The following is a 17,390-nucleotide window of genomic DNA, read 5'->3' on the forward strand; positions in this document are numbered from 1 at the left end:
GGCTCACCGGGACAGTCGATCGAGTTCGTCGGCCGGCATGACGGGGAAGACGGCACCGCGCGAGCGGATCACGAACATCGCCCTGCCCTCGACATCGAGAACTTCCCCGCGCTCGACGAGATCATACATGACCGCGCGTGACACCAATGCCTCCAGCCGGCCGCGCACAGCGAGATAAGGCTTCAGTTCGTGGATCTCGCCGACAACCTCGAAGCGGAGCGTATGCTCCGGCCCCGCCTCGACCACATCGCCGACATTGGTGCGAAAGGTCAGCACCGACTCACCCGCCTCTTCCGTCACACTCATCTCGACGGCGACAAAATGCGCATCCTGAACGCGGATGCCGACCTTTTCCACAGGCGTGACGAGGTAGGTTTTCCCGTCCTCATCCTTGCGCAAAACGGTCGAAAACAGGCGCACCAGAGGCTCCCGACCGATCGGGGTCCCCATGTAGAACCAGGTGCCGTCGGCCCTGATTTCCATGTCGAGATCCCCGCAGAACGGCGGTTCCCAGCGTTCCACCGGCGGTAGTGATGCCTTTCCGCCCGATGTTTGCGCTGACGCGCGCGAAATCAGCGCAGCAAGGCCTGCCGCATCCGTCGTCGCCTTCAGCGTATCGCTTGCCATTTTTGCGTCCCGGTTTTGTCTTTAGCCTATAACAGTCACGAGATAGTCATTCAAAACGTCCTTGTCAGCCGTCCTCTCGCCAATAAGTTAGTTTCAGTAACATGCACCTTCGCGCGTCCGTTCGATTCTCCGGACCAGGCCAAACCAATTGGAGCAGACCATGGGCATGATGCCAAATCCTGATGTCGCACTGGATGAGAAGGCGATCGTCGTGGAGGCCGAAAAGGCCCTCGCCGACATTGCCACGATCCGCCAGGAGGTGGCGAAGGTCATCTTCGGCCAGGAAAAGGTCGTCGAAAACACCCTGCTCGCAATCCTCTCCGGTGGCCACGCCCTCCTCGTCGGCGTGCCCGGTCTTGCCAAGACCAAGCTCGTCACCACGCTCGGCACCGTTCTCGGCCTCGACGCGAACCGCATCCAGTTTACCCCCGACCTCATGCCATCGGATATTCTCGGCACCGAAGTCATGGACCAGGACGACACGGGGCGCCGCTCCTTCCGCTTCGTCAAGGGTCCCGTCTTCGCCCAGCTGCTGATGGCCGACGAAATCAACCGCGCCAGCCCGCGCACCCAGTCGGCGCTTCTGCAGTCGATGCAGGAATATCACGTCACCATCGCCGGCCAGCCTTACCAGCTGCCCGCCCCCTTCCACGTGCTCGCGACCCAGAACCCGCTGGAGCAGGAAGGCACATATCCGCTGCCCGAAGCACAGCTCGACCGCTTCCTACTGCAGGTCGACGTGCTCTATCCGGAACTGGCTGCCGAACGTCAGATCCTGCTCGAAACGACGGGTGTCAGCGACCGCCGCGCAAGCGCCGTGATTTCCAGCGAGCGCCTCCTGGAAATCCAGAAGCTGATCCGCCAGATGCCCGTTTCCGACACCGTCGTCGACGCGATCCTCACGCTCGTCCGCTCCGCCCGCCCCGGCCATGGCAACGCGTCCACCGACAAGAATGTCGCCTGGGGTCCCGGCCCGCGCGCCGGTCAGGCGCTCATGCTTTGCGCCCGTGCCCGAGCCCTCTATGAAGGCCGCCTCGCGCCCTCGATCGATGACGTCTACTCGCTCGCCGAGCCTGTGCTCGAACACCGCATGGCGCTGACCTTCCCGGCCCGCGCCGAGGGCATGACCGTTCGCGACGTCATCGCGAGCCTCGTTTCCGACCTGCGCAAGTAAGGGAGGCCTTAACCGCGTGGCATTGATCGGCCAGATCGTCGAGCAGACCCCAGGAAGCGAAGTGCTGAAGCGCGCCCGCCAGCGCGCTGTGCTGGTGCCCGACTGCATGGTCGAGGCAAAGCGCATCGCCAACACCGTGATTGCCGGCTGGCATGGCCGCCGCAAGCGCGGCATCGGCGAGAATTTCTGGCAGTTCCGCCCCTATGCCGATGGCGAGAGCTTCTCGCGCATCGACTGGCGCCGCTCGGCACGCGACGACCATATGTATATCCGGGATCGCGAATGGGAGGCCGCCCACACCGTCTGGCTCTGGGCCGACATGTCGCCGTCGATGATGTACAAATCGACGTTCGCCTCTGTCTCCAAGGAAAGCCGCGCGCTCGTGCTGATGCTGGCCCTTGCCGAAATCCTCGCCCGCTCCGGCGAACGCATCGGCTGCCCCGGCATCATGGAGCCGATCTCGGCCCGCAACGCCGCCGAACGCCTGGCAACGGCGATCATGCATGCCCCTATCACCGAAGGCCTGCCCGACACCCGCATGATCCGGGGATCGAGCGACATCGTGCTGATCGGCGATTTCCTTGATGATGCAGACCGGGTCATGGAACGCATTACGCCGCTCGCCCGCCGCGGTCTGCGCGGCCATGTGGTCGAGGTCGCCGATCCCGCGGAAGAGACCTTCCCCTATACCGGCCGCACGGAATTTACCGATCCCGAGACTGGTGAAAAGCTGACCTCCGGTCGCGCCGAGACGCTGCGCGACGACTACCAGCAGGCCTATCTCGCCCGCCGCGACTCGATGTCGGACCAGCTCCGTCGCATGGGCTGGAGCTTTACCCACAACCGCACCGATCGCCTCGCTTCCGAGGCCCTCGTCGCCGTGCACATGCACCTGTCGGGCATGCCGCCCGCTGCCATCAGGAGTGCGGGCTGATGTTCGGATTGCCGCTAGCCTTCGGCGCTCCCGCCATTCTCGGTGCCCTGCTCGCGCTGCCGCTGATCTGGTGGCTGCTGAAGCTCACCCCGCCGCGCCCCAAGGCGGAAATCTTCCCGCCGCTTAAGATCCTGGCCGGCGTGTTGAAGCGCGAGGAAACGCCTTCGAAAAGCCCGTGGTGGCTGACGCTCCTGCGCATGTTGATGGCCGCCATCGTCATCTTCGCGTTGGCCGACCCCGTGCTCAATCCGCGCAACTCGACCCTGTCGGGTGACGGCCCGCTGCTGCTCGTCGTCGACAACGGGTGGGCAACCGTCGGCGACTGGGAGCGTCGCGTGGAGACTGCAACAGCGCTGATCAGCGATGCCGCCGACCGCAGCCTGCCCGTCTCGATCGTCTTCACAGCGGACGCAACCCATGACGCGATCCCCGGCACGCCTGCCGTGGCGCTGGAAAAGCTCGCCGCCGCAACGCCCCATCCGCTTCGCCCTGATCGTGTGCGAACGATCGAGGCCCTGCGCACGACCTTTTCCTCGGAACGCCCCGGCACGCTCGCCTATGTCTCCGACGGCATTGCCCGCGATGCGGAAGACCCCTTCCTCTCGGATCTGGCGAGCCTCTCACCCGCCGAATTCCGCATCGTCGAAGGAGACGGCGCAGCAAGCGTGGCAATCACCGGTGCCAACAATGGCTCGGATGCCCTGACCGTGACGCTCTCGCGCCTGAACGCCTCGGAACCTCGCAGCCTTATTGTCGATGCCCAGGACCGCCAGGGCCGCGTCATTGCCTCCGGCCAGGTCGATTTCGCAGCGGGCACGTCAGAAGCCTCCGGCGAGATCGCCGCGCCCTTCGAACTGCGCAACGATTTCGCCCGCCTCTCGATCGCAGGCATCGCCTCGGCTGGCGCGACCCACCTTCTCGATGACGGCTTCCGCCGCCGCAAGGTCGCCCTCGTGTCGGGCGACAGCGGTGATGGCTTCCAGCCGCTTCTCTCGCCGCTTTACTACATCGAGCGCGCCCTCGGGCCCTATGCCGATGTGGTCAAGCCCGGCCAGACGGATCTCGCCGTCGCCATCCCTGAGATCCTCAACCAGAACCCGTCCGCCCTCGTGCTTGCCGATGTCGGCCGCTTGCCCGCCGACGTCTATGATCCGCTGCAAGCCTGGATCAACCGCGGCGGCACGCTGATCCGCTTTGCTGGCCCCCGTCTAGCCGCAGCACCGTCAGACGACCCACTCGTGCCCGTCATCCTGCGTCAGGGTGAACGTGCACTCGGCGGCGCCCTCTCCTGGGCCGAGCCGCAGCCGCTTGCCGATTTCCCGACCTTCGGCCCCTTTGCCGGCATGCCGCGCCCCGAAGGCATCCTCGTCAAGCGCCAGGTACTGGCCGAACCGACGCCTGACCTCGCCGCCCGCACCTGGGCAAGCCTTGCCGATGGCACCCCGCTTGTGACCGTCGAGGACAACGGCGCCGGCCGCATCGTGCTCTTCCACGTCAGCGCCGAGGCCACCTGGTCCGACCTGCCGATCTCGGGCACCTTCGTCGAGATGCTCCGCCGCATCGTCCAGCTCACCCGCGTCGGCGCTGCCGAAGCGGAAGGCAGCCAGGCGACCGCCCCTTCGCTTCCGCCCTTCCGCCTGCTCACGGAACGCGGCGCGCTGACTGCCGAGGCCGGCACGGCAAAGCCCCTCTCGCTCGGCCCCGACCGCCCGGAAGCCGCGACCTTCGACAACCCGCCCGGCCTCTACGGCACGGAAGACGGCTTCACCGCACTCAACCTGTTGCCCGCAGATGCGACGCTCCGCCCGCTCCCCTCGCCGACAGGGCTCACCGTGACCCGCGACCCCATGGCCGGAACCGCCGCAACACCGCTGAAGCCCAGCCTCTTGACCCTCGCCTTCCTGCTTCTGGTGATCGACAGCCTGATCGTGCTCTTCATGGGCGGCGCCTTCTCGCGCATGCCGAAGCGTGCGCCCGCTGCCGCAGCTTCGATCCTCGCGCTTGCCGTAGCGCTCGCCGCCGTCGCTCCCGCGGGTCAGGCGCTGGCGCAGTCGGCCGATGCCAAGCCCGGCGACGAACAGATCCTCGAACGCCTCGACAACACCCACCTTGCCTATGTCATCACCGGCGAACAGGATGTTGATCGCATCTCCGAACAGGGCTTGGCTGGCCTCACCGATTTCCTTACCTACCGCACGACGCTCGAACCCGAGCCACCTGTTGGCGTTGATATCTCGAAGGACGAACTCTCCTTCTACCCGATCATCTTCTGGCCGATCTCGGCCAGCGCACCCATGCCGTCGGCGGCTGCCATCAGCCGCATCGACGCCTATATGCGCGCCGGCGGCACCGTGCTGTTCGACACCCGTGACCAGGGCTCGATGCTGGGCGCAGACTCTGGCGCATCGCCAAACGGCGAACGCCTGCAGGCAATCCTCGCCAATATCGACATCCCGCCGCTGGAGCCGGTCCCCTCAGACCACGTGCTGACCCGCGCCTTCTACCTGCTGCAGGGATTCCCCGGCCGCTACAGCGGCAGCCCCCTCTGGGTGGAATCCCGCCAGGAAGCCCAGTCGAGCAACAGCGCGGTCGCTTCCTCCGGCGATGGCGTGACGCCGATCATGATTACCGGCAACGACCTGCTCGGCGCCTGGGCGATCGACGCGAATGGCGCAAGCGTCCTGCCCGTCGTGCCAGCCGACGAGATGCAACGCGAAATGTCCTTCCGCTCCGGCGTCAACATCATGATGTACATGCTGACCGGCAACTACAAGGCAGACCAGGTCCACGTGCCTGCGCTGCTCGAACGACTGGGGCAGTGAGACCATGACGCTCGAATTCGCCCCCTTCATTCCCTGGATCGCCATCGCCTCACTCTCAGTGCTGGCCGTGGTGCTTTCCGTCCTTGGCTTCCTGCGCAACGTGCGCGGCACGGCCATCCGCCTAGCCGCCTCGATCGCCGTGCTCGCGGCCCTTGCCAACCCGCTCCTTCTCCAGGAAGAGCGCGATCCGCTGACAACAGTCGTGCCCGTCATCGTCGACCGCAGCCAGAGCCAGCAGATCGCAGGCCGCGTCGAACAGACCGACCAGGCGCTCCAGGGCATCCGCGACCGCCTTGGCCGCTTCCCGAATATCGAGCCGCGCATCATCGAGGTCACCGATCCCGGCGACAGCGACGCCCCCTCCACCAAGCTCTTTGAAGCCTTGGCTGCCGCGACCACCGACGTTCCGCCGACCCGAGTCGGCGGGGCCATCTTCGTCACCGACGGCCAGGTGCATGACATCCCCGGTGAAAATCAGGCGCTCCCCTTCGATGCTCCCGTCCACTCCCTAATCACCGGCAAGGCCGACGAATTCGACCGCCGCATCGAAATCCTGCGCGCCCCGCGCTTCGGCATCGTCGATGAAGAACAGGAACTCACCTTCCGCGTCTTCGATGACGGTGAAGCCTCGAACCAGCCCGCCGACGTCTCGGTCAAGATGAACGGCGAAGACCTCGGCATCGTCCCGGCCGTACCCGGCGCCGAGACCTCGTTTGCCTTCCGCGTGCCTCGTGGCGGCAACAATGTGCTGGAATTCTCGGTCGCCGCGACACCGGGCGAAGTCACCGACGTGAACAACCGGGCGATCCATCTGATCGAAGGAATCCGCCAGAACCTGCGCGTGCTGCTCGTGTCTGGCGAACCCCATGCTGGAGAGCGCGCCTGGCGCAACCTCTTGAAATCGGACGCCTCGGTCGACCTCGTGCACTTCACCATCCTGCGCCCGCCGGAAAAGCAGGACGGCACGCCGATCAACGAGCTATCGCTAATCGCCTTCCCGACCCGCGAACTCTTCGTCGAAAAGATCAATGATTTCGACCTGATCATCTTCGACCGCTACCAGCATCGCGGCGTCCTCCCGATCCTCTATTACGACTACATCGCCGAATATGTCCGAAACGGCGGTGCGCTTCTGATCGCCGCCGGCCCCGAACATGCAGGCCAGGATTCGATCGCGCTCACTCCGCTCTCCTCGGTCCTGCCCGCCACTCCGACCGGCGACGTGCACCAGGCCGGCTTCTATCCGCGCCTCTCCGATCAGGGCAAACGCCACCCGGTGACCCGTGGCCTCGATGGCTCTGCCGTCGAGCCGCCGCAATGGGGCCGCTGGTTCCGCAGCGTCGATGTCGGCCGGACCGACGGCGAAACGGTCATGACCGGCGACGGCGATCGCCCCCTGCTCGTCCTCAACCGCGCCAATGAAGGCCGGGTCGCCATGCTGCTCTCCGACCAGGGCTGGCTCTGGGCACGTGGCTTCGAAGGCGGCGGCCCGCATGTCTCGCTCTATCGCCGCATCGCCCACTGGCTGATGAAGGAGCCGGAACTCGAGGAAGAGGCGCTGAAGGCCCGCGCCACCGGCCGCACGCTGGAAGTCACCCGCCAGACCATCGGTGACGCCCCCGGCCCGGCGACGATCACCACGCCGTCGGGCGAGACGATCGCGCTCAATCTCTCGGAAATCCAGCCCGGCCTCTATCGCGGCGAACGCCGCATGACCGAAACAGGCCTCTTCACCATCACCAATGGCGACTTCTCCACCCTCGTCCATGTCGGCGCCGTCGACGCCCCCGAATTCCGCGCGATGATCTCGACCACGGACACGCTGTCCCCGATCAGCGATGAAACCCGTGGACTCACCGCCCGCCTCGACGACGGCGACGCCTCCGTCCGCATCCCCGACATCCTGCCGGTGCGCGGCGAAGTCCGCGTCGCCGACGACCGCCGCATGCTGATCAGGTTGACCGACGAGACTGTGCTGAAGGGCGTGAACACTCTGCCGCTGTTTGCGGGATTTGCTGGCTTGGGGATCTTGTTGCTAGCTGTCTCGGCCATGTGGTGGCGCGAGGGGCGGTAGCCCTCATACCTCAACTGTTGTGAGATCTGCGAGTTGACGAGGCTACCTAGGCAGACGCTTTGGGATAGTGGCGATAGACGAGATCATCCGGCGCAGGCCGCGCGGCAGCGCGATCCAGAACAGCACCGAGCCGCATGGCAAGACGTGCCGATCTCACGTTCTCAGCATCGACATAACTCACGAGGCTTGGGAGCCGCCGGACTTCTATTGCCCAATGAAGCATCGCAGCGGCGGCTTCCTTTACATATCCCAATCCTTCGAACTCCGAATACACGAACCAGCCCAGTTCAAATTCCGGAAACAGTGGACCGGCATTGATCACAACCTGACCGATACAGGCACCCGTCGCCAAATCATCAATCATCAAAGCACCACAGCCGAACAGTTCCCATTGGGCATGGTCACTGCAGAACATGCCCCAGGCTACAGAGTCGGGGAACGGGCCACCCATAAATTGCGCTCGTTCCGAAGCCATCAGTTGCCGATAAGCGGGCCAGTCGTCGGACCGCATGGCACGCAGGATAAGACGAGAGGTGCTGAATGTCGGTATCGGGTGCATCGAAGATTTGCGCTCAGGTCATTTCAGTGACGCTCGCAAGCCTACAAAGATCTTCCCCTCGATGCTACCGACAAAACCCGGCCAGACCTCACCCCGCCAGCGCCTTGGCCTTATCCCGCGCCAGGCCACGCGACGCAGGGATGCCCTTTGGAAACCCGCTGCGATCGCCAAAGTCCCTGATCTCGCCGCGGTGACGCATATGACGCCCGGTCGTGGCGCCCACGGCGAGCAGATCGAGCAGTGTCACGCCGGCGACTATCACCAGCGCGATCGCCACATTATCCCGCTTCGGATTGTCCGAATGCAGGGCGGAACCCAGCGTGACGATATCGATCCCGTCACCGGCGATGCGACTTGCAAGCCCCACCTCCTTGTCGACCGAGAGCGTCATCATGCCGGCCCCGATCTCGCGAAGGCCGTAGGCTCTGACCATGGTCTCCTGCCCGTCTAGGCCGAGCGTACGGGTGATACGATGTGCCCCGAAGAGCTCGACAAGCCCGAGGCCGATGCTGAACCAGCCGAGATTGCGGGCAAGCCGGTCGGAAGACGAAAGCGAACTTGGTCCCTTTTCGAGAACCTTTGGATCACTCTTGGAGCGCTTGAGAGTGCTGAATAGATTCACGGCAGTACCTCCGGTTACGGCTTCAGGACAACCTTGATGCAGCTGTCCTGTTTGTCGCGGAACACCTTGTACATCTCAGGCCCCTCTTCGAGCCCGACGGTGTGGGTGATGACGAAGGAGGGGTCGATCTGCCCCTTCTCGATGCGGCGAATGAGATCATCGGTCCAGCGCTTCACATGGGTCTGGCCCATGCGGAAGGTCAGCCCCTTGTTCATCGCCATACCCATCGGGATCTTGTCGACGAGCCCGCTATAAACGCCGGGGATGGAGATGATGCCGCCGGGCCGGCAGACATAGATCATTTCGCGCAGGACATGCGGCCGGTCATTCTCGAGCATGACCATCTGCAGGGCGCGATCGACCAGACTGTCCGGATGGCTCATCGAGACGTGGCTTTCCATACCGACGGCATCGATGCACTTCTCAGGCCCCTTGCCCTTGGTCAGTTCGTTGAGCCGCTCGATGACACTCTCTTCCTTGAAATTGACTGGGATTGCCCCGCCAGCTTCTGCCATTGACAGCCGCTCGGGCAGATAATCGATCGCAACCACCTGGGCTGCTCCCAGCAACACCGCGCTGCGGATCGCCATCTGGCCGACCGGGCCGCAGCCCCAGACGACGACGGTGTCCGTTGGTTCGATCTCGCACTGCACCGCAGCCTGCCAGCCGGTCGGAAGGATGTCGCTCAGGAACAGCGCCTGCTCGTCGCTCATGCTGTCCGGCACCTTGATATGCGTACTGTCGGCATAGGGCACCCGCAGATACTCGGCCTGCCCGCCCGGATAGCCGCCGGTCAGGTGCGTGTAGCCGAACAGGCCACCCGTCGCGTGGCCGAACGCCTTTTCCGCCAGTTCCTTTTTGCGATTGCTCGTTTCGCAGACGGAGAAGTTGCCGCGTAGGCACTGTTCGCATTGACCGCAGGAGATCGTGAAGGGAATGACCACCCGGTCTCCCTTCTTCAAGGAGCCGTTGAGGCCCGACCCGACCTCGACCACTTCGCCCATGGTCTCGTGGCCCATGATGTCACCGGGCATCATCGCCGGGATCATGTTGTGGAAGAGATGCAGGTCCGAGCCGCAGATCGCGCAACTCGTCACCTTGATGATCGCATCGCGCGGATCTTCGATCTCTGGATCGGACACCCGATCACACCGGATGTCCTCCTTGCCGTGCCAAACCAGTGCGCGCATCGGGTCTTCCTCGTTACTTTGTTCAGATCGATGCCAGCACAACAAGCCCTGCGCCGAACGGTTCCCGAAGTTCGCGCATACTCTCGACAAGCACCGGACAATTGGCGATGCTGCCTGCCATGACGACGCATCTGCCCATTTCCGACACCGTCCCCGAAGCCGCCCGCGACGCGATCCTCGCCAGCATCAAGGCGCACAATGACACCCTGCTCGGCCCGACAGACCGACGTGATCTCTTCATTCCTATCACGACAGACGACGGCGCCGTCGACGGTGGGCTCGTCGGCTATACCGGTCGCGGTTGGCTCTACGTGGAATTGCTCTCGGTCCCTGAGCGGCTGCGCGGTCAGGGCATGGCCGGCCGATTGCTGGCAAGCGCCGAAGAAGAGGCGAAGGCGCGCGGCTGCATCGGTGCCTATATCGACACGATCAATCCCGTGGCCTGCCGTGCCTATGAGCGCGCCGGATACACTGTCTTCGGAAGGATTGAGAATTTCAGTCAGGACCAGGATATCTGCTGGCTGATCAAGCGGTTCGATATCGATCTTGAATCGGGACAGAAGGACCAGTCGTGAAAAGGGCCGCGTATCCTGCGGCCCTCATCCAACTTAGAAAATCAGCTTGAACAACAGGACCACCACGATCAGGCCGATGAGGAAAATAGCGCCGATCGTGCCACCGATGAATTTCAGCATGTCAGTCTCCTGTTTCATTCGAATGCGAATTGGACAGGGAAAACCGATCGAAGCCCACTTGGTTCCTTAGACAATCGACAGCGGCACTCAGGCGGATGCATAGGCCTTGCTCAACGCGAAATCATCAACAGGCGATGTTTCGGCATTTTCCGCCCCGCACACCCGCCAGGCAATCACGCCCTTCAGCCGGTCATGCACATCGTGGCCGAGCGGCACGATCAGCACCCGGTTCGGATCAACAGGTCCTGGAAAATCGAGCGCCTTGTAGGCCACCTTCTCGAAACCGAGCGGCATATAGTATGGCGGATCACCGATCAGGATGACGCCTTCCGAACCCTTGCGCCGGGCAGCCTCGATGGCGATGCGGACGAGTTCGCGGCCGATGCCCCGGTTCTTGTGGGAAGGACGCACGGCAAGCGGCCCGAGCAGATGCCCTTGAACGCCGCCGGCCAGCACTGGCGTCATGCGAACGGAAGCGATCGTTTCGCCATTGTCGGCGCAGATGAAGGAAAGCGAGCGGTCATGCGGCCCCTGCTCGCGAATGCGGGCTGCCGCACGGGTGTGCCGGCCAGGACCGAAAGCTTCTTCATTGATGAGTTCGATGACAGCGTCGTGCGACGCATCCTCGGTGAGGTAGACAAGGCCAGAGTGAAACATGGATGACCGAAACCAGAAGACAGACAGCAATAGGGTTCACGCGCACGGATCTCGTGCGTTTGAGAGCTTCAGCGTCGTCGTGGGTTCCGTGCTGTGGTCATCGGGGCCTTCAGATCTTGAGTTTTGTTCCGATAGCAGCAAATTTTCCGCTCGTCCAACGGAAAACGCACTGTTCAATCGTCAGCCCCTCGCAATCCCAGCCAACAACCGTATTTTCCGGATCAAGTTCAAACGAGAAGGAAGCGACCATGGGCAGACTGGTGGATGGCGTCTGGCAGGACGTCTGGTACGACACGAAATCGACCTCCGGGCACTTCAAGCGGGCGGATTCGAGCTTCCGCAACTGGGTGACCGCAGACGGCTCCGCCGGTCCTTCGGGCAATGGCGGCTTCAAGGCCGAGGCCGGTCGCTACCACCTCTACGTCTCCTATGCCTGCCCCTGGGCGCACCGCACCCTAATATTCCGTGCCCTGAGAGGCCTCGAAGACCTGATCTCGGTTTCTGTCGTCGATCCGCTGATGCTGTCGAACGGCTGGGAATTCCACGATCGCGAGGGCGCCACGCCCGACCATCTCTTCGGCTCGGATTACCTCTGGCAGGTTTATGTGAAAGCCGATCCGACCTTCTCGGGCCGCGTGACGGTCCCGGTCCTCTGGGACAAGAAGGAAGGCACGATCGTCTCGAACGAAAGTTCGGAGATCATCCGAATGTTCAACTCGGCCTTCGATCACCTGACCGGCTCGACCCTCGACATGCACCCGCAAGACCTGCATGCCGAGATCGACGACGTCAACAAGCGCATCTACGACACCGTCAACAACGGCGTCTACAAGGCCGGCTTCGCCACCACCCAGGAAGCCTATGAAAGCGCCGTCTATCCGCTGTTCGAGACACTCGACTGGCTGGAGAAGCGACTGACCGATCAGCGCTATCTCTTCGGCAACCGCATGACAGAGGCCGACTGGCGTCTCTTCACCACGCTCGTCCGCTTCGACCCCGTCTATGTCGGTCACTTCAAGTGCAACATCCGCCGCATCGCCGATTATCCGGCCCTGTCAGGCTATCTCCGCGACCTCTACCAGACGCCTGGGATCGCCGAGACGGTCGAGATGCGCCACATCAAGCACCACTATTATCGCAGCCACACCATGATCAATCCGACAGGCGTCGTTCCCGTCGGTCCGGCGGAGGACCTGATGGCTCCGCATGGCCGGGAAAAGCTCGGCGCCTGAACCTACCAATAATGCGCGGGGGAGATCTCCCCGCGCAGCTCCGCGATCCGCCGGCGGGTCGCTTCGGTCGTGGCGTCCGGCAGTGCGTCGAGAGGGAAAAACCCGCATTCCGCAATTTCCCGATCTGCCGGCCGTTCGGCGGTCTGCCGGACATCGGCCCGATAGAGCAACACGTGGTCGCGGCCGCTTACCTTGGCATTGAAATAGACATGAAAGAGTTCGGGGTCGCTGACAGCCTCCAAGTTCCCCTCCTCTCGCATTTCCTTGAAAAGCGCCTCAATCGCCGTCTCGCCGCGCTCCACCCCACCACCGGGCAGATGCCAGCCCGGCACATAGGTGTGGCGGACGAGAAAGATCCGGCCCGCCTCGTCGAAACAGGCAGCCCGCACCCCGAGCGTCATGCCGCGGCTCAAGGCGAAATACACATGCAGAAGACGAACAAGGAACCTCTTCGGCCATCCGAGCCTTTCGCTATCGGTGCCGGTCCCGGCACCACCCGCTGGCGTCATTTTCCTTGCCCCTCGGTTTCAGCGTCGTTAAGAGAAGCGCCATGTTCAAGCTCGCCCACATCTCCGACGTGCATCTCGGCCCGCTGCCGAACCTGACGATCCGGGAATTGGCCTCGAAGCGGATTACGGGCTATGTGAACTGGCATCGCAACCGCCGCAAGCACCTTTTCCCCAATGCGCTGGAAATGACCCTGAAGGCATTGCGCGCCGAAAACCCCGATCACCTCGCGATCACCGGCGACCTCGTCAACCTCGCCTCCAAGCTTGAGGTCAAACTCGTGGCCGAATGGCTGAAGGAGGCAGGCGCGCCGCTCGACACGTCAGTCGTCCCCGGCAACCACGACGCCTATGTGCCCGGTGCCCATGAACGTGCAGTCCACGCCTGGTACGACTACATGCGTGGCGACGACGATCCGCTGATCTTCCAGGACGACCACAAGCTGTTCCCCTATATCCGACGCCGTGGGCCCGTCGCTCTGATCGGCTGCTCGACCTCGATCGCCACCCCGCCCTTCTCCGCCCAGGGCTATTTCAGCGGCCGCCAGGCTCGCGAAACGGCAGCGCTTCTGAAGGCTGCCGGTGAAGAGGGTCTCTTCCGCGTCGTCATGATCCACCACCCGCCGATCCGCGGAGCCGCGCCTCAGCACAAGCGTATGATCGGCATCCGCCGTTTTGCGGCCGCCATCCGCACCGGCGGCGCGGAACTCGTGCTGCACGGTCACACCCATCTCAACACGCTCTACTGGCTGGCCGATCGTGAAAAGAAAGTCCCCGTCGTCGGCATAGCCTCGGCAAGCCAGGGCCCCGGCGCCAAGAAGCCCGCCGCCGGTTACAATCTGTTTTCGGTGGATGGTGAAGCGGGCAAATGGCAGCTCGACTGGCAGCGCTACAAGATCGAAAGCGAAGACGCCCCCCTGAAGCTCGACCACAGCGAGCGCCTGCTCGGCGGCTAAGTTCAGCCTGCCTCCACGGCAGCTGCGATCGCTAAAGCCACCGCCTCCGGCGCCTCATCGATCAGCATGTGACCGACAGCTTCGATCAGGGTCACCTCAGTAGTCGCCCATATGGACTCGGCTTGCCTGACCGGCAGGATTGGATCTTCCGTCCCCCAGAGTAGCCGTGTTTCCACGCTAAGCCCCTCGAACGAGGAAACAGGCAGCGTGCCCTGCCCGATCCGCCCGTCGGTGTACACGAGGAAGGAATTCAAGATCTCCATCAGCCGCTGAGTGGCTCCGGGAAGACGACGAGCATCAGCAAGCCGCTCAAGACCCGCCGCATCTATCATGCTCCCCGGGGCAGACATCTCCACCAAGCCCAGTGCCAAGTCTTCAAGCCCAACCGCCGAACCATAACGCCTCAGCGCCTCATGATTGATCTCGGGGCCGAAACCACCCGGCGCCAGCAGCGTCAGGGAGCACACACGATCGGAGGCTTTCAGCGCAATCAGGCTAGCAATCGCCCCGCCCATCGAATGTCCGCAGATATGAAAGCTGGATATCCCGCGACGATCGATATCGCCGAGAATGGCTCTGGCCATCACACCGGCATGTCCAATACCGTCAGCATCGAGCGAGCGGCCATGCCCCGGTAGATCATAAACGACAAGCGATAGGTCTGCGTCGAGCCGGCGCAAAACCGGCTCCCATGCTGCCCCAATCCCGCCAAAGCCATGCAGCAGCACAAGCGGGGGCTTCGCCGAGGACATATGTCGAACCTCGGCGAAGAGCGTCATGGCTTCACGCCTTCTTCTGCTCGTCGAGCACGCGGTTGGCGGCCGAGACGATCGCCTCCAGCGAGGCTGTCACGATGTTGGTGTTGATGCCGGCACCAAACAGTTTGCCGCCCGCATGTGCCATCTCGACATAGGCGATGGCCGCTGCGTTCGAGCCATGCTGCAGCGAATGCTCGGAATAGTCCTGTACCGAGAGATCGATGCCGAGATAGGTCGAGAGCGCATTGACGAAGCCGTCAATCGGGCCCGTCCCCTTGCCCTCGATCCGCTTTGTCTCGCCATTGTCGGTGATTTCGGCCGCAACGACTCGAATGCCCTTCTGATCCGTACCCGCCGGATAGGTATGGTGGTCAACGAATTTCAGCCGCGCGCCGGTCTGGTCGACATAACGCTCGATGAAGCGCTCGTAGATCTTCTTCGACGGCAGTTCCTTGCCTTCCTCGTCGGTGATCCGCTGGATGTCCTCGCGGAACTCGATCTGCAGATTGCGCGGCAGGTTGATGCCGTAGTCTTCCTGCAGGATATAGGCGATGCCGCCCTTGCCCGACTGCGAATTGATGCGGATGATCGCCTCATAGGTGCGGCCGACATCCTGCGGATCGATCGGCAGATAGGGCACTTCCCAGACCGGGTGATTGGCGGTCTTGATCGCCTTCATGCCCTTGTTGATCGCATCCTGGTGCGAGCCGGAAAAGGCGGTATAGACCAGCTCGCCGACATAAGGGTGGCGCTCGGGAATGACCATCTCGTTGGAATATTCATAGACCGCCTTGATCCGCTCGATGTCGGAGCAGTCGAGCTCGGGATCAACGCCTTGCGTGAACATGTTGAGCGCCAGCGTCACGATGTCGACATTGCCGGTGCGCTCGCCATTGCCGAACAGCGTGCCCTCGACGCGGTCAGCGCCGGCCATCAACCCGAGCTCGGTAGCCGCAATGCCCGTGCCGCGGTCATTGTGCGGATGCAGCGAGATCAGCACGTTCTCGCGGTTGTCGATGTTGCGGCACATCCATTCGATCTGGTCGGCATAGATGTTCGGCGTCGCCATCTCGACGGTCGACGGCAGGTTGAGGATCAGCTTGTTTTCCGCCGTCGGCTTCACCTCGGCGATGACGGCGTTGCAGATTTCCAGCGCCACCTCGAGCTCGGTGCCGGTAAAGCTCTCCGGCGAATATTCGAAACGATAGCCGCCATTGTCCCGATTGGCGGCCTTGGCCGCCATGTCCATGATCATCTTGGCGGCATCGACGGCAATCTGCTTGATGCCGGCGACATCCTTGCCGAACACCACGCGACGCTGCAGTTCCGAGGTCGAGTTGTAGAAATGGATGATCGGCTTGGTGGCCCCCTCCAGCGCCTCGAAGGTCCGCGTGATCAGCTCGGGCCGGCACTGCACCAGCACCTGCAGCGACACATCGGCCGGCACACCGCCCTCTTCCACGCACCACCGGGCAAAGTCGAAATCGGTCTGGGACGCAGACGGGAAACCGATCTCGATTTCCTTGAAACCCATGTCGAGCAAGAGCTGGAACATGCGGGCCTTGCGGTCATGGCCCATCGGGTTGACCAGCGACTGATTGCCATCGCGCAGATCGACCGAGCACCAGATCGGCGCCTTGTCGATCACCTTCGACGGCCAGGTGCGGTCCGGAATGGCGATCTGTGGATAAGGGCGGTACTTCTGCGAAGCGTCCGGCATGCCCTGCTTCACGGTATGGGTCTTCAAAATCATGGTCTTCGTCTCTTCTCGTCCTCGTCGGCGTGAACGGCTGATAGCAAATCAGCACAAGTTTGACACGTCCGAACGAACCCTTCTCAGGGAATTACTGATGTCGATAGGGGATTTTCGAGGAGCAATCGCCAAACGGCTAACCCGGCCGCCGGGCGCTCCTCAATGGACCCGGCAACCGCGGATAAGGCCGAGAAGAAGAAGCGAGTTTGGCACCGACGCGACTAAGCAGGCCGCAGCGCGGGCCGTCATTTCTGTCGCAGCAAAGGTTGTGCCGTTGGTCTTCATGTGATCAGGAATAACGCGATGAATTGAATCGCGCAAGGGTGTTATTCGGCGGCGGATTTCGGGGGCTGCTTGAGGCGCTCGCGTATCCATAGTGAGACCAGCTTATGTCGCGAGGTATTCAAACGCGCGGCCTCAGCGTCGAGCGCGGACAGCTCCTCCTTCAGCAACTCGAGTTCGATGACCGCGTGCTCCCAATTGACACGTCGTGCATTGGCCCAATCGAAATACTCGCTGACATCTTCTCCGTCGTCGAATTTTTGGTCCAGTTCAGCCGCTGTTATGGTCTTCATAATACTTTATCTCCGCCTTTCTGGCCCTGCGAACAGAAATGATCCGGATTTTGTTGTACCGGAGCGTGAAGTATCCCACCCAGAACTTGTCATCGATAAGACCGATAATACCATAACGAACTTCATCCTGCGAGCGGGCGTCGACGGTTAGCCCAAGCCCCGGGCGCCACAACTCCTGCGCCGCCACGAAATCGATTCCGTGCTTCGCCTTGTTCGCCTCACTCTTGGCCGGATCGAATTCAAACTCCATGCGCAA

At 62.8% G+C, this 17,390-nt stretch carries 17 protein-coding genes; 7 read left to right on the forward strand and 10 right to left on the reverse strand.

Annotated elements, in window-relative coordinates:
• Positions 1 to 3 precede the first annotated feature (3 nt).
• A complete protein-coding gene (locus C0V73_RS00665) occupies positions 4 to 627 on the reverse strand; it encodes a DUF1285 domain-containing protein (protein WP_102018077.1) in 624 nt (207 codons plus the stop codon).
• 160 nt (positions 628 to 787) lie between these two features.
• On the opposite strand from C0V73_RS00665, the gene C0V73_RS00670 reads away from it, so the two are divergent.
• The 4 genes from C0V73_RS00670 to C0V73_RS00685 are packed head-to-tail and all read left to right on the forward strand — an operon-like array spanning position 788 to position 7,631.
• Entirely contained in the window at positions 788 to 1,801 is a 1,014-nt protein-coding gene (locus C0V73_RS00670) for a MoxR family ATPase (protein ID WP_102018078.1), read from the forward strand.
• 16 nt (positions 1,802 to 1,817) lie between these two features.
• A complete protein-coding gene (locus tag C0V73_RS00675) occupies positions 1,818 to 2,735 on the forward strand; it encodes a DUF58 domain-containing protein (protein WP_102018079.1) in 918 nt (305 codons plus the stop codon).
• Positions 2,735 to 5,557, forward strand: coding sequence for a DUF4159 domain-containing protein (locus tag C0V73_RS00680; RefSeq protein ID WP_102018080.1), 2,823 nt, complete (start codon positions 2,735 to 2,737; stop codon positions 5,555 to 5,557). The genes C0V73_RS00675 and C0V73_RS00680 overlap by 1 nt, the downstream gene beginning before the upstream one ends.
• 4 nt (positions 5,558 to 5,561) lie before the next feature.
• Positions 5,562 to 7,631 carry a hypothetical protein gene (locus C0V73_RS00685; RefSeq protein ID WP_102018081.1) on the forward strand — a complete coding sequence of 690 codons (2,070 nt, stop codon included), beginning with the start codon at positions 5,562 to 5,564 and terminating at the stop codon, positions 7,629 to 7,631.
• Positions 7,632 to 7,677: 46 nt separating this feature from the next.
• Here C0V73_RS00685 and C0V73_RS00690 read toward each other — a convergent pair whose 3' ends face one another.
• From C0V73_RS00690 to C0V73_RS00700, 3 genes are all read right to left on the reverse strand, one after another.
• Positions 7,678 to 8,190 (reverse strand): GNAT family N-acetyltransferase, encoded by a 513-nt coding sequence (locus tag C0V73_RS00690; RefSeq protein ID WP_102018082.1) that lies wholly within the window; start codon positions 8,188 to 8,190, stop codon positions 7,678 to 7,680.
• An 88-nt stretch (positions 8,191 to 8,278) separates the two neighbouring features.
• The gene (locus C0V73_RS00695; protein WP_102018083.1) at positions 8,279 to 8,812 is read right to left on the reverse strand and encodes a hypothetical protein; all 534 of its coding nucleotides are present in this window, start codon (positions 8,810 to 8,812) and stop codon (positions 8,279 to 8,281) included.
• A 14-nt stretch (positions 8,813 to 8,826) separates the two neighbouring features.
• Positions 8,827 to 10,002, reverse strand: coding sequence for a zinc-dependent alcohol dehydrogenase (locus C0V73_RS00700; RefSeq protein ID WP_102018084.1), 1,176 nt, complete (start codon positions 10,000 to 10,002; stop codon positions 8,827 to 8,829).
• 107 nt (positions 10,003 to 10,109) lie between these two features.
• Here C0V73_RS00700 and C0V73_RS00705 point away from each other — a divergent pair, with 107 nt between their 5' ends.
• Positions 10,110 to 10,577 carry a GNAT family N-acetyltransferase gene (locus C0V73_RS00705; RefSeq protein WP_245407842.1) on the forward strand — a complete coding sequence of 156 codons (468 nt, stop codon included), beginning with the start codon at positions 10,110 to 10,112 and terminating at the stop codon, positions 10,575 to 10,577.
• 207 nt (positions 10,578 to 10,784) lie between these two features.
• On the opposite strand, the gene C0V73_RS00710 is transcribed toward C0V73_RS00705, so the two are convergent.
• On the reverse strand, positions 10,785 to 11,354 hold the full coding sequence (locus C0V73_RS00710) for an N-acetyltransferase (RefSeq protein ID WP_102018085.1): 570 nt from the start codon (positions 11,352 to 11,354) through the stop codon (positions 10,785 to 10,787).
• 248 nt (positions 11,355 to 11,602) lie between these two features.
• Between C0V73_RS00710 and C0V73_RS00715 the strand changes: the two genes are divergently transcribed.
• On the forward strand, positions 11,603 to 12,586 hold the full coding sequence (locus C0V73_RS00715; RefSeq protein ID WP_102018086.1) for a glutathione S-transferase family protein: 984 nt from the start codon (positions 11,603 to 11,605) through the stop codon (positions 12,584 to 12,586).
• A gap of 2 nt (positions 12,587 to 12,588) precedes the next feature.
• On the opposite strand, the gene C0V73_RS00720 is transcribed toward C0V73_RS00715, so the two are convergent.
• Positions 12,589 to 13,095, reverse strand: coding sequence for an NUDIX domain-containing protein (locus tag C0V73_RS00720; protein WP_102018087.1), 507 nt, complete (start codon positions 13,093 to 13,095; stop codon positions 12,589 to 12,591).
• A gap of 41 nt (positions 13,096 to 13,136) precedes the next feature.
• Between C0V73_RS00720 and C0V73_RS00725 the strand changes: the two genes are divergently transcribed.
• The gene (locus C0V73_RS00725; protein ID WP_102018088.1) at positions 13,137 to 14,048 is read left to right on the forward strand and encodes a metallophosphoesterase; all 912 of its coding nucleotides are present in this window, start codon (positions 13,137 to 13,139) and stop codon (positions 14,046 to 14,048) included.
• A 2-nt stretch (positions 14,049 to 14,050) separates the two neighbouring features.
• Here the strand turns inward: C0V73_RS00725 and C0V73_RS00730 are convergent, their stop codons facing one another.
• The 4 genes from C0V73_RS00730 to C0V73_RS00745 all read right to left on the reverse strand — a co-directional run bounded on the left by C0V73_RS00730 (position 14,051) and on the right by C0V73_RS00745 (position 17,384).
• Positions 14,051 to 14,827: an alpha/beta fold hydrolase gene (locus tag C0V73_RS00730; protein ID WP_102018089.1), complete on the reverse strand. Its 777-nt coding sequence runs from the start codon at positions 14,825 to 14,827 to the stop codon at positions 14,051 to 14,053.
• A gap of 4 nt (positions 14,828 to 14,831) precedes the next feature.
• Positions 14,832 to 16,559 carry a 2-isopropylmalate synthase gene (gene leuA / locus C0V73_RS00735; RefSeq protein ID WP_102018090.1) on the reverse strand — a complete coding sequence of 576 codons (1,728 nt, stop codon included), beginning with the start codon at positions 16,557 to 16,559 and terminating at the stop codon, positions 14,832 to 14,834.
• A 326-nt stretch (positions 16,560 to 16,885) separates the two neighbouring features.
• Positions 16,886 to 17,134 carry a CopG family transcriptional regulator gene (locus C0V73_RS00740; protein ID WP_102018091.1) on the reverse strand — a complete coding sequence of 83 codons (249 nt, stop codon included), beginning with the start codon at positions 17,132 to 17,134 and terminating at the stop codon, positions 16,886 to 16,888.
• A complete protein-coding gene (locus C0V73_RS00745; protein ID WP_102018092.1) occupies positions 17,112 to 17,384 on the reverse strand; it encodes a BrnT family toxin in 273 nt (90 codons plus the stop codon). The genes C0V73_RS00740 and C0V73_RS00745 overlap by 23 nt, the downstream gene beginning before the upstream one ends.
• Positions 17,385 to 17,390 lie beyond the last annotated feature (6 nt).

Origin of the sequence: Rhizobium sp. TH135 (assembly GCF_002855515.1) — a bacterium.
Classification (GTDB): Bacteria; Pseudomonadota; Alphaproteobacteria; order Rhizobiales; family Rhizobiaceae; genus Allorhizobium.